Genomic DNA, 13437 nt, shown 5'->3' on the forward strand with positions numbered 1-13437 from the left:
CTTGTGGCTGCAGTAGTATGACACACCTTGGAAAGTCGTATGCTTATCGTAGTTAACCTTGTTTTTGTTCCATATGTTTCATCAGGCCTCCCTATGGAAGGTCTTGTCGGCATGCCTTGAAACAAAAAGTGTTTATTTAACACACTTGTTTTCAATTACAAAACACTTGTTTTCATTGCTTTTTGAGAAGATTTGAAAGATACAATCCCCATATACTTCTCAGAAAAACGTCCGCGAATTGGTACAATTATGAAGAATCACATTTAGAGCAGTTCCACATTTTTGAAAACTGCTCTTTTTATGTCTGCTAAAAATGTGATACTTCGCTTAAGAATTATACCATTCTACTAAATAAAACGTAAATATAATTCCTTAATCCGTGGAGTTTAATTATTATTTCATGCTGCAATCACTTTGTTTATGCGGTCTGTCGATACGTTTAAAAAGATTAACAATATCACCCATTTGGTGATGTTTTCTGATACAATATTCCATAAGAAAACACCATGGAGGCAGTCATCATGAAAAAGATAAAAATTGAGTTTACCAATGAGCGGATCATCCCAGCCAGCGGCCTTGCAGTTGTCGGTGCCATTCTCGGCAAAAGCGACTTCGTAAAGCGGTGCAACCGTATGGATGTCACCCCAAACCGTTCACAGCACCAGATCAAGAACGGGGATGTCCTGCTCACTTATATCGGACTTCTCACCATTGGGAAACCTGCTTATGAGTCCGTCCATGAGTTTGATGACGACCCGGATTTTTACAAATACGCACTTGGCATTGTCAGAAGCATCCCTTCTGAGGAGACGCTGCGCCAGCGGATGGATGACATTGGCTCATCCATGCGTTCTTATATCCTTGCGGAAAACATCAAGATGCTCAGGGATAATGGCATTGTACCGGGAAAACTTCCGAACGGTTATGTGCCTGTGGATATTGATGTCACGCCCTTTGACAATTCCAAAACCAAAAAGCAGGGTGTTTCCAGAACTTATAAGGGATGTGACGGCTATGCGCCGATCATGGCATATATTGGAACGGAAGGCTATCTGGTCAACTGTGAACTCCGGGAAGGAAAACAGCATTGCCAGAAGCATACCCCTGAGTTTTTACGGGAAACCATCCGTATGTGCAGGGAGATCACGGATGAACCGCTCCTGATCCGCCTTGATTCAGGAAACGATGCCGCAGAGAATATCGGTATCCTGGTGGAAGCAGGCTGTTATTTCATCATAAAACGCAACCTCCGCAGGGAAAGCAAAGAGGACTGGCTGCAGATGGCACAGGAATACAGCCAAGATATCGAAACTCCCCGTGAAGGGAAAACCGTCTATATCGGCAGCGACTGGAAACCGGTTTCCTATAAAACAGTGGATGATGCGGAAAAAACCATCACCGTCCGTGCCGGGTACGAGATCATAAACCGTACCATTGATAAATATGGCCAGTTCCTTCTGGAAGGCGACATTGAAGTCAATACCTGGTGGACAAACCTTGGAATGACTGACCGCGAAGTCATAGGACTCTACCATGCCCACGGCGAATGCGAGCAGTTCCATAGCGAGATCAAGACCGATATGGATTTGGAGCGGCTGCCATCCGGCAAATTTGAGACCAATGAGCTGGTACTGGAACTGGCAATCCTGGCCTATAACATTCTGCGGATGATCGGACAGGAAAGCATCGGAAGGAAGGGCACAGAGACAAAACATACAGTCAGGCGCAGAAGACTGCGTACGGTGATTGGTAATATGATCATGATGGCAAGTCACGTTACAGAGCATGCCCGGCAGTTGTTGTTAGTCCTTGGCCGAAGTAATACATGGCGGTATGCTTTTGCGCAGGTGTATACAGCATTTGCGGATTTCCGGTGATAAATGTCATCCTTCCAGGTAGCCTTTGAGAAACCAAGGGGAAAGTATGCCCTTTTGAAAGGATTTCTAGTGTTCCTAACCGTCATTTGGAACCAAAATCAATCCAGATACATTAAAATACTGTCTTTGAAGAACTATTTATCAAGAATAAGCCAATCCGATTTGGGATTGGCATCATAAAACAACCAGTTTCACGGATTCAGGTAATTCATTATTATTTAAGTTTACACCCTCAAAAATATAAACAGACAAGGACTAAAATAATTTCCTTGTCTGATATATGTTTTTTATTATCTCAACGTTCTCTATCCATAGATTTCTTCTTAACTGACCGTTCCGGTTGCTGTCTGCCTTCCTGCTGATAGCGGTGCAGCTTTTCCAGTACACTCGCTTTTTTCGGCTGTTCTAACGGTTTCTCTTTCTTCTGTTTCGTTTGGTTTTTCCATGCCCTTACTTCTTCATTGTATTCTATAATCAGTTCTTCTGCCTTGTTATAAACCTTCTGAAAGGCTTGCACATTTGGATAGCCTTCACGTTTCACTATCTGTTCCAAACTCTTATGCAGACGCTTTTCCAAATCCTCTAACAGTTCAATTCGCCCTTCCAGAGATTTTCGCTCTTTGCCTTTAAATAGTCCTCGTAACTCTGACCGTTGCTTTTTCAAAGAAGAAATATCCTGCTGTGTGCGTTTTATCTCTATTGACTGTCTCTGCAATTCATACATGAGCTTCTGCATATCTTTCCATTCCTGCAAATCAATCTTTGGTACAGGTTTCGGCGGTAGTTTAAATTTGAAAATTACCTCCTGCAAAAAGTCTTTCGCACCTCGGATAATCTGACGGAACATATCCGGCAGCCAACCGTGTGTCCTGATAGATTGCAGCGTTTTGTCTGTAATTTTTTCCTGCTTGATCTTCAAAATATCTTCTTCAGGAACGCCTTCGACTAATGCCACATCAACTGTCCGATTCCATTCCTGCCTTGCCGCATTGTCTGCCTTTATCTCCTCTGCTTTCGGATTGTTCTTTCCTATTTTCTTGGTTGCCAGATATACGCCGCCCTGTTGGAATACGGATAGTTTTTCTGATTCCTCTTTTACATATCGGTTGATCGTATCGGTAAACAGTTCCTTGACTTCTTTGGTAAAGGCTTTGTTCTTAAACCATTCATCCTTTTTCGTGAAGATATGGCTTTCATAAACTTCCCCTTTGGGGATAATACTGCATCCCGCCCGAAGATTCCCCTGCTCGTCTAAAACCTCTTTCTTTGTGCGTCTATGCTTCCCCTGCTCATCATAAAACATATTTCGGGTAGCGATTTTCACTTCGGGTTGTTCCAGCATTTTCCGTTCACTGAATACTAGATGAATATGATAATTCGTCTTTGCCTTGTTGTGATGAAGGGCAGCACTGCACTCCACACCGTATCTTTTATGAAAAGTCTCTGTAAAAAGTCTTACCACATCATCTGCCCTATACTGAACAAAACTTTCGGGAAGTGCTATGATAAACTCACGCCCCTCGATACATTTCCCTGCTGATCCGCTCGCCTTAAACTCCAACTGATTTTCTCTTGCAAGATTTTTCCAAAACTCCGGTGTTGCTCCTTCTGTCTGGTAGGTCGCATAGAGATATTCCTGCCGTTTCGGATTGGAGATATAATCAATCCTTCCTGCCACATCGGACAGCTTACTTTGTCTGATAAATGAATGTCTTCCTATAAGCATCCTCCTTCCTCGGCTCTCGCTGACTTTATTGTTAGTAGGTGCATAGGCACCTGTTTACGAACCTATCCGCCTATCGGCGGTTTGCTCCCGGCAGGGCGAAATACACAGAGCATAAAACTTTAGTTTTGTGCGATGGGTGTATTTCGCTCTCAATCGCCGAGGGCTGTTTTTGTATTACATAATCTGATGATTACTCAGACTTGCGATTTCATTTATGGGCGTATCCGCCCTTTTTCTCTGCCCGTATCCGGGCTGTTTTTTCTATGACTGACAGCAGATGATCTACGGTACTTTCTTCCCATCCGGCAAGCCACATCAAAGTTCTTTCCTCTGCTTTTGTCAGTTCTACGCCTGCCAGTACCTTGTTCATTTTCTGTATCTGTCTGCCCTCCATCTCATAAAAGAAATCATTCACATTTCTACTTTCTCTTTCCGGCTGCTTTAACATCTGTAACACTCCCTTCTGCTAAAAAATAAAATAATTTCAAAAATCACACGTATAAGCGTATAAACGTATCTTCCATACTTTTCAGAAACCTGTAATCCCTTGATTTTCCTAAAGATATACGCTTATACGCTTCTTTGGAAAATTCTTTTTTATCTGTATCTCATCTGTATCAGCGGTAGCTATCTATGCGTATCTGTGTATGGATTCCCTGAAATCCTCTGGCATTTTTTCCATTGTCTGAGGGAATATTCGTAGAATAATGAATCTGATATTTCTTTTCATTTTCTTTTAAGTACCCCGAAAAACTTTTTGCACTCATAGGCTTTTCCGTATTGTCCTCACACCAGCGGCAGTATGCTTGATAAAGATTTTTAGAAGTCGCTGTTGTATTTTCTTCCAGCCGGATATACCCGGATGACTGCATAAAAGCGATAATGTTATTCCCAGATTCCATAGCTTCGTGCAGATTTTTCTTCGCACGTTCGCTGATGGTAAATCGGTAATTATTTTTCAATAATCGTTTCAATCCCTCCAGACACCAGAGGAAAATATCCTCTGCTTCTCTTTGCAGTTTCTCAATCAGATAGGGATCATCTACTCTATCCGGCGGCACATCTTTGACCGTAAGGATAATCTGTCTGCGATAAAATCCATAGGAACGGTCATGTAAGGCACTCAGACTTCCATTTCCAAAGCAGAGAAATCTGACATATAAATTCCCCTGTACGCTCTGCTTTGACTTCCTTTCCAAATCCATCTTGTCCTCCAGCGTGACAATGGTTTTAATATAGTTGGTGTCTTTCAAGGCTTCCAGTTTCATATCATCATCCACCATCAAAAGTCGGTATTCCAAATCTGCCCTTGCAAAACGGTTATGCTCTACCTTTTGAATATTGCTTACATTCATATTCGTTCCGAGAATTTTTCTCATGACCAAACCAATACGGGATTTTCCCTCCCCGCCTTTTCCTAAGATAATCAATAACTTCTGTGCCTTATTGGATGGAATTAAACAATATCCCATATATTCCTGCAAGGTAGGAATATCATCTTCCTCCAGCAGTTCTGAAAGGAATTTCATCCACCGTTCCGGCTTTGTTTCTTTCATTTCATAATTTACAGGCAAGCGGTTCAGGCAAAACTCCTTATTTTCTGTAAAATCTCCATTTAAAAAATAAGTTCCATTATTCACATGGATGCGATCCATTTGCACCGGAAGTTCCTCTGAATAGGCTTCCAGTTTTAGAACCTCCAAAAGCTGTTTTACTTTCTTGGAAATTCCTTTCGTAAGAACCGGTTTTACCATTCTATAAATTTCTTTTTCTACTTCGCTGTCTGGCAGCATTCCATCATAACTGAAAAAGATACCGTTGATGCACTTCAATGGAATTCTTTGCAGGAAATTTTCACAAAATGCTACTTCATCAATCTGCCCATCCTCAAACCATTCCTGAGAGTACGGCTTAGAGTTCATTTCCCTCTGATACAATGCTTTTTCCAGTCTATTCCTTGTTGTTACGTCTATATTCTTCCATTCGTTCTTCAATTCTTTTCACATCCTTCCCACTATCCAATAAAAATTCAATTCTGTTCTGTAACTCCCCAAACACCAGTAAATCCAGATAGTAATTTATCTTTTCTATCTGCTGACAGGCTTCTATAAATTCTGCTTTCCATTCTTCGTCTGGCATTTTAGGTGCATGGCTCACTTTCCATTCTTTCAGCAGATGAAGATAATCTGATAAAATGCGGATACTTTCCCGTTCCCATTCTTCAAATTTCTTTTCGGTCTGGTACAGCGTTCTTTTCGGTTTTTCTTTTTTCTTACTGGCATTCCTTTTCTTTGCGTTATCTGTAAAAATAGGTATCTGAAAATCTTCTGCCAGTTTCTTTGCTGCTTCCAATGGTGCAAGATGAAAGAAATCTGCCACAAATGTAATCACATCCCCCTTTGCACCACAGGCGAAACAGCAAAAGCCTTTATCCACTTTCATACTGGGATGCCTGTCATCATGAAAGGGGCAACAGACCATCCCATTTTTATTAACTTTTAATCCGTACTGTTCGGCTGCCTGCCTTGCAGTTACGTTTTCTTTTACTGTCTGAAAGATATTCATTCCATTTTCATCTCACAGCCATAATATTTTTTCTGGAAATATCTGACCGGAACTTTCCCCTTAATGACGTTGTATCCGGCATTTTCCAGTTCCTCATTCATTACCCGCACAATTTCATAGGCTTTGCTTCTCCCAACCCCGAGAATCTCCATAATCTCATTTGCGGTAATATAAGATACATTAATCTGCATATAAATCCTCCTTTTCTTTTTTCTATCTATCGAAAGTGTCATTGCAGTACGCCTTTATTTCATATTTATTATTTAATGCGTTTTCAATATGCACTTTTAATTCGCGTTTATATCATACGTTCATTTTTCGTATTTGTCAACATATATTTTTAATATTACGCACTTGAAATTCGTTTTATTTCATGTTATATTATCCTTGAGGTGAATAAAACATGAACGAAATGGAAGTTTCAACAATAGGAGAACGAATTAAAACGCTCCGAAAAAAAAGAGGGTACAACCAGAAAGATTTAGCAACTCTTCTTGGAAAATCTCTCCGTACTATTCAAAAATATGAAAGCGGGGAAATTGAAGTGTCAATCGCAATGGTCAATGAACTGGCTAAAGTGCTTGATACGACTTCTACCTATCTTCTCGGACACCAGACAGGGGATTTCAAATTTGACTGTCTCTCTGATGTTATGGAATGTTTGTTTCAACTGGAAAAAATCAGCGGACTGCATTTTTCCATAGAAACAAAAAGACCTCCCCACCATGATGGCTGGCAATGTTCCATTACTTTTGACGGAAAAGACAAATCTGCCGAGCAAAATGCAGATATGTGTCTGTTCCTCGAGGAATGGGAAAACAATAGGGAATCTTTTCAGCAGTATTGCATGGCTAAAGATGCCTATGAAGATTGGAAAGAGAAAACCCTTGCCTACTATGCTTCACAGGGAGTAGAGATAGAAGAACCGGAAAATCTCGATACTGAAGAACGGTTAAAAAGAAGGAATGCTCTTTTTTCTGGCAAATAGACCTACATAAGATGAGTTGAAAACTCTTATGAAAGGAATGATGTAATTGTCAGTAACAAAAGATACAACAGGAAAATGGATGTCGCAGGTGCGTGTCAAAGACTACACAGGAAAGACCATCCATAAGAAAAAACGTGGTTTTGCCACAAAAAAAGAGGCTCTGGAGTGGGAAAGGGACTTTCTCAACAAAGCCAATGCAGATATGGGTATGCTGTTTCAGGATTTTGTAGATCTGTATTTTGAGGATATGGGACACCGTCTAAAAGAATCCACCATTATCAGTAAGCGGTATATGGTAGATAAGAAAATCCTTCCGGTATTCGGAAAAATCCCGATCAATGAGATTACTCCAAAGGATATCCGTAAATGGCAGAACGGATTGACTGCATATCGTGATAAGAACGGAAAGCCTTATGCTCAGACCTACCTTAGAGCAATCAATAATCAGATTACCGCTATGTTCAACTATGCAGTAAAGTATTATGATCTGAGGGAAAATCCATGCACAAAAGCTGGTAGCATGGGAAAAAGCAATGCGGAAGAAATGCAGTTCTGGACAAAGGCGGAATTTGAACAGTTTATTGTAGCCGTACAGGATAAGCCAGCTTCCTATACTGCCTTCATGACCATGTACTATACCGGAATGCGGGTGGGCGAACTGTGTGCTTTAACGCCGGCTGATATAGACTTGAAAAATAATACCATCGCCATCAGCAAAACCTTCCAGAGAATCAATGGTAAAGATGTTGTCTGGGCACCTAAAACACCGAAAAGTAACCGGGTTATCACGATACCACAGACACTTGCTGATTGTTTGAAAACCTATATGGATAAGTGTTATGAGATTCAGCCTAACGACCGTCTTTTTCCTTACACCAAACATTTCCTGAACCATGAAATGCTCAGGGGATGTAAAAAATCCGGTGTAAAGAAGATTCGTGTGCATGATCTCCGTCACTCCCATGCCAGCCTTTTGATTGAGATGGGATTCCAGCCACTTCTGATTGCTGACCGTTTAGGGCATGAAAAAATACAGACAACCTTAAATACTTACAGTCATCTGTATCCAAACAAACAAGCCGAAGTCGCACAACAGCTTGAAAATATTATCACCGGAACAGCAGTCCCAGATAGTAGCCAACTGGCAGATGTAGCCAATTTGTAGCCAATAAAAAGAAAAAAACTCTGGAAAGCCTTATAAATCAAGACTTTCCAGAGATGTAGCAACTATTTACCTCTATCGTTGCTATATCATTTCGTTTGTATGCTTTTGATTTATATAAATACGGTTTTTGAAGGCCACTTTTTACAGTAAGTTTTATCGTCTGGTCATTATTCTGTATTTCAAGTGTATAGTTTGGTTGAGGTGATATACTGTCATTGATTTTATTTTCGATATCCAGACAGGCCTGTTTTACATCTGGCAATCCTTTCACATTTCCATTATCATCAACCCCAAAAAGAATTGTTCCACCATTGTAATTCGAAAAGGCACTAACTGTTTTCAAAAAAGTATTCGTAATCGTTTCCTTGAATTCTAATATTCTTGTTTCACGCATAGTAATCGTTCCCTTTCCAACCATAATGATTATATTATATGCAAAAATGCGCAAAAAATCAATCGTATTTTTTTACGATTAATTTTTTAATTGATTTTGAGTGTAGTATTATTTTTTGACCAACTAAATTATGACAACTTTTTTAATTATTCCGATTCGGTCTTCCAAAGGTATAAATAAGGTGTAAATTATTTGTTTCTATCTAGAAAATCCTACAAAATCAAGTCTTTCTCGCCATACTTTAAACGTTGCCGTGGCAGATAAAAAGTACTCTAATCATAAAATTCTCCTGTTCTGAAATGCCCTGTATTGCCGAGTTTTGCGTTGTTTTATCGGCTTTTCAGGGTATTATATTTTTCTTGTTTAAAACTACACTTTTTACAAAATACTTCAACTCATACTTACAATTATAATTCTTCTTGTTTTCAGACAAGCTATCCCTTATACTTATTAAATAAAGAAATATAGTTCTTATTTCATAGGGGGACATTACAAAATGAAACATTCTAAAAGTAAAAAAAGTGGTTTTACTTTAATAGAACTGATTGTTGTATTAACAATTTTAGCAATTCTTGCCGCACTACTAATTCCGGCATTAACAGGCTATATCGAAAAAGCGAAAAAAGATAAAGTCATCGCAGAAACTCGAATGCTGCACGAAGCAGTACAAACTGTAACCTCTGAATTATATGCAGGTTCAACGCAATGGAAAGCCTCTAGTGGAGCGATAACACTTGCCAGTTCTTCTGGAAATCCTGCCCCAGCCAGTAATGGGCTTGCTGGTGTTAATCTGAAAGATTCCTACAATGAAACGGTAAAATTATCCGAAGTACCAAGTTTGCAGGACGGATCCGGTCATTTCTTAGCTCTCATCAATGGAAACGGAAAGGTCCATAGCATCATTTATACTGCTAGAGGATACTTGGGATTGTACAGTTCCGATACCAAACAATATGAAGCATATAAAATCGGTGAAACAACAGATTATGGCACAGTAAGTGATTCCTCATATTCTAGTTACTATAGTTCGATTTATTATCTTCCTGCAATTGATGAAGGTAACTCAACCGATCCAAATGTTTCCCGTGCATGGTCTTGCGCCGGTATTCGCGCTTGTCTTGGAATCGGTGAATGGTCTTGGAATCGGTGAATTTCAATAAAAGAAGAAGCTCTGCATCTTTTAATAAAACAACGCTCACACGCGGTTTTAAAGATGTAGAGCTTTTATTTTACATATAAAAATCGATGAATCTTGCAAAACAAGTGGTTCTCCGTGTATAAGCAATGCTTCCACCAATCGCACTCTCAAAGCAACCTCAATCTTAGAAATTATTGAAAAAACCAAAGCAGATAATTCCTGCTGTCAGACATTCATTCCAGTCTTTCTTTACTGGTCTTAATCGCATTACCACCTTATCGTTTGGGATTTTTTCTGCAAGATTCTCACAGGCGGCGTTTCCGGCAGTATCATTATCAAGGCAGAGATAAATCTTTCGGATATTTTTATGATCTGCAAGATACTGCATCAACGCCCTTTCGCTTACCCCGCTCAATGAATTCAAGAATGCCTCGGCATTCTTGCTGCGAGGTGCGCGTCATGCAATTGCATGACATACTTCTACTGCGCACCTCTGCAAGTCTACACTCCGTTTCGGTCGGCGCAAAACCATTGTCCACCGGACAATGTGCGCCCTGCCGGAGGCTATATCAGCTGGGGGATTGACTCCCAGCTGATATACTTTTTTCAATCTTCCTATTTTAGTTTTCTATATTCTTCATCACTTACCGGTTCAAGCCATTCATTGGAACTATTTTCGCCCGGCACTTCTATTGCCAGATGTGAAAACCATTCATCCGGTGCGGCTCCATGCCAGTGCTTAACATCTGTAGGAATATTGATGCAGTCACCTGGCTTCATTTCTACAGCTTCTTTACCTTCTTCCTGATAATATCCTCTTCCGGCAACACATACCAGGATCTGTCCACCTCCACTTTTTGCATGATGGATGTGCCAGTTATTTCTGCATCCAGGTTCAAATGTCACATTAAAAATTCCAACCTGAGAAGTAGAAATCGGTGCAAGAAAACTTCTGCCGGAAAAATACTGTGCAAAGCCATCATTTGGTGCACCGATTGGAAATGCCATCTCTTTAGCATGCGCACGCATCGCTTCCTCTTCGTATGGCAAATCTCCTTCGCCTGCTTCCCACACTTCCTTTGCAAGATTGAAAACAGCCCATGCTTTTGGCCATCCTGCATAGAATGCAACATGTGTGATTACAGCAGCAATCTCTTTTTGTGTCACACCCTGATTTTTTGCATTTTGAAGATGATATTTTAAAGAAGAATCCGTAATTCCGGAAGCCATCAGCGCAACCACTGTGATAATACTTCTTGTTTTTACGTCGATATCCTGGTTATTCCAGTTTTCGCCGAAAAGTACATCATCGTTAAAATGTGCAAATTCCGGTGCGAATTCACCAAGTGTATTTCTTCCTGCTGTCTGTATTATTTTTCCCATTTTCTATATACCTCCATAATACTGTTGTTTATAAAGAGTTTACCCATTCACAGATTTCCTGTTTTGTTCCACGATTTAACAGTCTGCCTTCTATAATAACTGCGTCTGGTGCAGATGACTGCAATTCTTTCACAGTGTTCCCAAATCCACTTCCTCCGGACGTTGCAAAAAGCACAATCTTTTTACCACTGAAATCATAAGCTTCTAAAAATGTATTGATGATTGTCGGAGCCACATACCACCAGATCGGGAATCCCAGAAGGATCTCGTCATAAGAACTCATATCCATCTCTTTTTTCATAATCGCCGGTCTATATTTTTTATCACTCATTTCCATACTGCTTCTGGATTTTTTATTCATCCAGTCAAGATCAGGCTTTGTATATGGAACTTTCGGCTCAATCTCAAACAAATCCGCTTTTACTTCCTCTGCGATCATCTCTGCTACTTTTTTTGTTGTTCCGCTTGCACTGAAAAATGCCACTAATTTTTTACTCATAATAAAAAGCCCCTTTCTTTGCGTATTTTTCACAAAAATAGATGTATAAGATTTATATTCATCTTACACATCTATTTTAAGCTCTATCACTTCATTATGTCTAATGCTTATATTGAATTTTGTTTTATGCCTGGAAAGCATTAATCTCCTCGATCACTTTACGGACTGCCAGCGAATATGGGATATTCCGTCGCCAGGCAATCACCGTACTGGTCGTGATTTCAGGAGAAATTCTTCGCTGTACAAGAATATCCTCTCGCCAATACTTTGCAGCACCTTCGATGGATACTGGATACCCCAGTCCATTTGCTGCCATGACTCCGGCATTGGTTCCAAGATTACTTGTAAAAGCAATCTGCAGTTTTGAAAAATCTTTTCCAAACCAATTGGCAAGTTCGCTTTGAACATTCACTCTTTCGGGCAGTATCAATGGTTTTCCAATAAGATCTTCTTTTTTTATAAACTCTTTCTCTGCCAGCGGATCATCCGGCCGCATTCCGACACACCAGTGATCACAATCTGTGATTCTGATATAATCCAGCCCTTCGGTGTCCACCGGCTCCATGAATAATGCAATATCTACAAGTCCTTTGTTCATCATCTCATACACTGCATCTGCTGTTGCAGTATGCAATACAATCTGAACCAGCGGATATTTTTCTTTATACGTTTTACATATCTTCGCCAATGTCTCCACTGCCGCAAATTCACCGCATCCAATGGTTATCGTGCCCTCTACAACCTCTTCTTTTCCTTTCAGTTCCTCCAGCGTCCTTTCCTCAAGATTAAGAATCTCCAGGGCACGCCTTTTTAATAAAATTCCCTCATCAGTAAGCGAAATTTTCTTCCCGCTTCGAATAAATAATGTTATTCCCAGGTCCTCTTCAAATGCCGCCATCTGTCTGGATAGCGTTGGCTGGGTAATATGCAATTGTTCTGCTGCTTTTGTAAAGCTCTGTTCTTTTGCTACGGTTAGAAAATAGCGTAATAGTCTTAATTCCATATCTTTCATATTCCTACAAATTTTTTATTGTATCCATTCTTGCTGCGAGCACTTCTGTCTTGCTGATCCCACCAAGGAAAAATGCTTCATTAATGGATACCCCCCTTTTCTTTAAACATCTGCTGCACATAAGATAGTTTTGTCAGGAAGTTAGCAAAAGGACCTTTCGCCATCGGCGTGTTCGCATTTGCTTTCTACTGTATAGAATTAAAAATACGAAGACATGTATTTGCATTATTCCGTGACATAATAATCACTTCCACCAGTCTTCCAAATTCTGTATTATTCAGCTCTAAAAATGCTTTGATCAATTGAAATGCTGCACCCTTTTGAAGGTTCTCATTCTCATGTGCTACCTGATAAGCTTCATATGCGTGAACTACCCATTGTCTAAAGCCAATGGGCTTCCTGCTTCGCAGACCTCGTAACCTACTATCTCCACAGGCGTTAATTCGGGCAGTCCCTGCCCTATATTGTTATTTTTATGCTATTTGTCTTAATCCTTCTTCCAGTATATTTTTTGCTGCGTTGATATCCCTGTCATGATTTGTTCCACAGACAGGACATGTCCATTCCCTTACTGATAGATTTTTTGTCTCTGTATTTTGGTATCCACAGACTGAACACAGCTGACTACTGGCATAGAATGTGTCTATTTTGACATATTTCCTGCCATTCCACTTTGCCTTATATTCTAAC

General features: G+C 40.1%; 16 protein-coding genes. 4 read left to right on the forward strand and 12 right to left on the reverse strand.

Translation table 11 applies throughout. The annotated features are described in order from the left end of the window. Window positions 1-506: 506 nt before the first annotated feature. Window positions 507-1877 carry an IS1380 family transposase gene (locus G593_RS0117465; protein WP_242827133.1) on the forward strand — a complete coding sequence of 457 codons (1371 nt, stop codon included), beginning with the start codon at window positions 507-509 and terminating at the stop codon, window positions 1875-1877. A 295-nt stretch (window positions 1878-2172) separates the two neighbouring features. Here the strand turns inward: G593_RS0117465 and G593_RS0117470 are convergent, their stop codons facing one another. From G593_RS0117470 to G593_RS0117490, 5 genes are all read right to left on the reverse strand, one after another. Beyond that, entirely contained in the window at window positions 2173-3603 is a 1431-nt protein-coding gene (locus G593_RS0117470) for a MobA/MobL family protein (RefSeq protein WP_029732505.1), read from the reverse strand. A gap of 208 nt (window positions 3604-3811) precedes the next feature. Further along, the gene (locus G593_RS0117475) at window positions 3812-4051 is read right to left on the reverse strand and encodes a hypothetical protein (RefSeq protein ID WP_016225771.1); all 240 of its coding nucleotides are present in this window, start codon (window positions 4049-4051) and stop codon (window positions 3812-3814) included. A 169-nt stretch (window positions 4052-4220) separates the two neighbouring features. Beyond that, on the reverse strand, window positions 4221-5525 hold the full coding sequence (locus tag G593_RS0117480; protein WP_029732506.1) for a DNA primase family protein: 1305 nt from the start codon (window positions 5523-5525) through the stop codon (window positions 4221-4223). A 28-nt stretch (window positions 5526-5553) separates the two neighbouring features. Further along, entirely contained in the window at window positions 5554-6168 is a 615-nt protein-coding gene (locus G593_RS0117485; protein WP_044994795.1) for a CHC2 zinc finger domain-containing protein, read from the reverse strand. Then, entirely contained in the window at window positions 6165-6359 is a 195-nt protein-coding gene (locus G593_RS0117490; RefSeq protein ID WP_029732508.1) for a hypothetical protein, read from the reverse strand. The genes G593_RS0117485 and G593_RS0117490 overlap by 4 nt, the downstream gene beginning before the upstream one ends. Before the next feature lie 212 nt (window positions 6360-6571). Between G593_RS0117490 and G593_RS0117495 the strand changes: the two genes are divergently transcribed. Beyond that, complete coding sequence (locus tag G593_RS0117495; protein ID WP_029732509.1) at window positions 6572-7156, forward strand: helix-turn-helix domain-containing protein; 585 nt, start codon at window positions 6572-6574, stop codon at window positions 7154-7156. A 46-nt stretch (window positions 7157-7202) separates the two neighbouring features. Then, a complete protein-coding gene (locus G593_RS0117500) occupies window positions 7203-8321 on the forward strand; it encodes a site-specific integrase (protein WP_029732510.1) in 1119 nt (372 codons plus the stop codon). A 37-nt stretch (window positions 8322-8358) separates the two neighbouring features. Here the strand turns inward: G593_RS0117500 and G593_RS0117505 are convergent, their stop codons facing one another. Continuing rightward, complete coding sequence (locus G593_RS0117505) at window positions 8359-8715, reverse strand: ATP-binding protein (RefSeq protein ID WP_029732511.1); 357 nt, start codon at window positions 8713-8715, stop codon at window positions 8359-8361. A 496-nt stretch (window positions 8716-9211) separates the two neighbouring features. On the opposite strand from G593_RS0117505, the gene G593_RS19165 reads away from it, so the two are divergent. Next, the gene (locus tag G593_RS19165) at window positions 9212-9865 is read left to right on the forward strand and encodes a pilus assembly FimT family protein (RefSeq protein ID WP_049946515.1); all 654 of its coding nucleotides are present in this window, start codon (window positions 9212-9214) and stop codon (window positions 9863-9865) included. Between the two features lie 172 nt (window positions 9866-10037). Here the strand turns inward: G593_RS19165 and G593_RS0117515 are convergent, their stop codons facing one another. From G593_RS0117515 to G593_RS0117540, 6 genes are all read right to left on the reverse strand, one after another. After that, window positions 10038-10277 carry a toprim domain-containing protein gene (locus G593_RS0117515; RefSeq protein WP_144125803.1) on the reverse strand — a complete coding sequence of 80 codons (240 nt, stop codon included), beginning with the start codon at window positions 10275-10277 and terminating at the stop codon, window positions 10038-10040. 191 nt (window positions 10278-10468) lie between these two features. Further along, complete coding sequence (locus G593_RS0117520) at window positions 10469-11236, reverse strand: carboxymuconolactone decarboxylase family protein (protein ID WP_029732514.1); 768 nt, start codon at window positions 11234-11236, stop codon at window positions 10469-10471. A 28-nt stretch (window positions 11237-11264) separates the two neighbouring features. Then, window positions 11265-11735 carry a flavodoxin gene (locus G593_RS0117525; protein ID WP_029732515.1) on the reverse strand — a complete coding sequence of 157 codons (471 nt, stop codon included), beginning with the start codon at window positions 11733-11735 and terminating at the stop codon, window positions 11265-11267. Window positions 11736-11859: 124 nt separating this feature from the next. Next, complete coding sequence (locus tag G593_RS0117530) at window positions 11860-12738, reverse strand: LysR family transcriptional regulator (RefSeq protein WP_029732516.1); 879 nt, start codon at window positions 12736-12738, stop codon at window positions 11860-11862. Window positions 12739-12932: 194 nt separating this feature from the next. Next, complete coding sequence (locus G593_RS21835) at window positions 12933-13190, reverse strand: 5'-nucleotidase (RefSeq protein WP_081472176.1); 258 nt, start codon at window positions 13188-13190, stop codon at window positions 12933-12935. Between the two features lie 30 nt (window positions 13191-13220). Next, the coding region (locus G593_RS0117540; protein WP_029732519.1) for a zinc ribbon domain-containing protein at window positions 13221-13437 on the reverse strand (217 nt) is incomplete at its 5' end.

Source organism: Dorea sp. AGR2135, assembly GCF_000420885.1.
Lineage (GTDB): Bacteria > Bacillota > Clostridia > Lachnospirales > Lachnospiraceae > Dorea > Dorea formicigenerans.

Coding starts and splice junctions, on each gene's coding strand:
- G593_RS0117470 (WP_029732505.1), bottom strand. CDS start 3,603: ATGCTTATAGGAAGACATTCATTTATCAGACAAAGTAAGCTGTCCGAT.
- G593_RS0117520 (WP_029732514.1), bottom strand. CDS start 11,236: ATGGGAAAAATAATACAGACAGCAGGAAGAAATACACTTGGTGAATTC.
- G593_RS0117490 (WP_029732508.1), bottom strand. CDS start 6,359: ATGCAGATTAATGTATCTTATATTACCGCAAATGAGATTATGGAGATT.
- G593_RS0117505 (WP_029732511.1), bottom strand. CDS start 8,715: ATGCGTGAAACAAGAATATTAGAATTCAAGGAAACGATTACGAATACT.
- G593_RS0117480 (WP_029732506.1), bottom strand. CDS start 5,525: ATGAACTCTAAGCCGTACTCTCAGGAATGGTTTGAGGATGGGCAGATT.
- G593_RS0117495 (WP_029732509.1), top strand. CDS start 6,572: ATGAACGAAATGGAAGTTTCAACAATAGGAGAACGAATTAAAACGCTC.
- G593_RS0117475 (WP_016225771.1), bottom strand. CDS start 4,051: ATGTTAAAGCAGCCGGAAAGAGAAAGTAGAAATGTGAATGATTTCTTT.
- G593_RS0117530 (WP_029732516.1), bottom strand. CDS start 12,738: ATGGAATTAAGACTATTACGCTATTTTCTAACCGTAGCAAAAGAACAG.
- G593_RS0117525 (WP_029732515.1), bottom strand. CDS start 11,735: ATGAGTAAAAAATTAGTGGCATTTTTCAGTGCAAGCGGAACAACAAAA.
- G593_RS19165 (WP_049946515.1), top strand. CDS start 9,212: ATGAAACATTCTAAAAGTAAAAAAAGTGGTTTTACTTTAATAGAACTG.
- G593_RS0117485 (WP_044994795.1), bottom strand. CDS start 6,168: ATGAATATCTTTCAGACAGTAAAAGAAAACGTAACTGCAAGGCAGGCA.
- G593_RS0117465 (WP_242827133.1), top strand. CDS start 507: ATGGAGGCAGTCATCATGAAAAAGATAAAAATTGAGTTTACCAATGAG.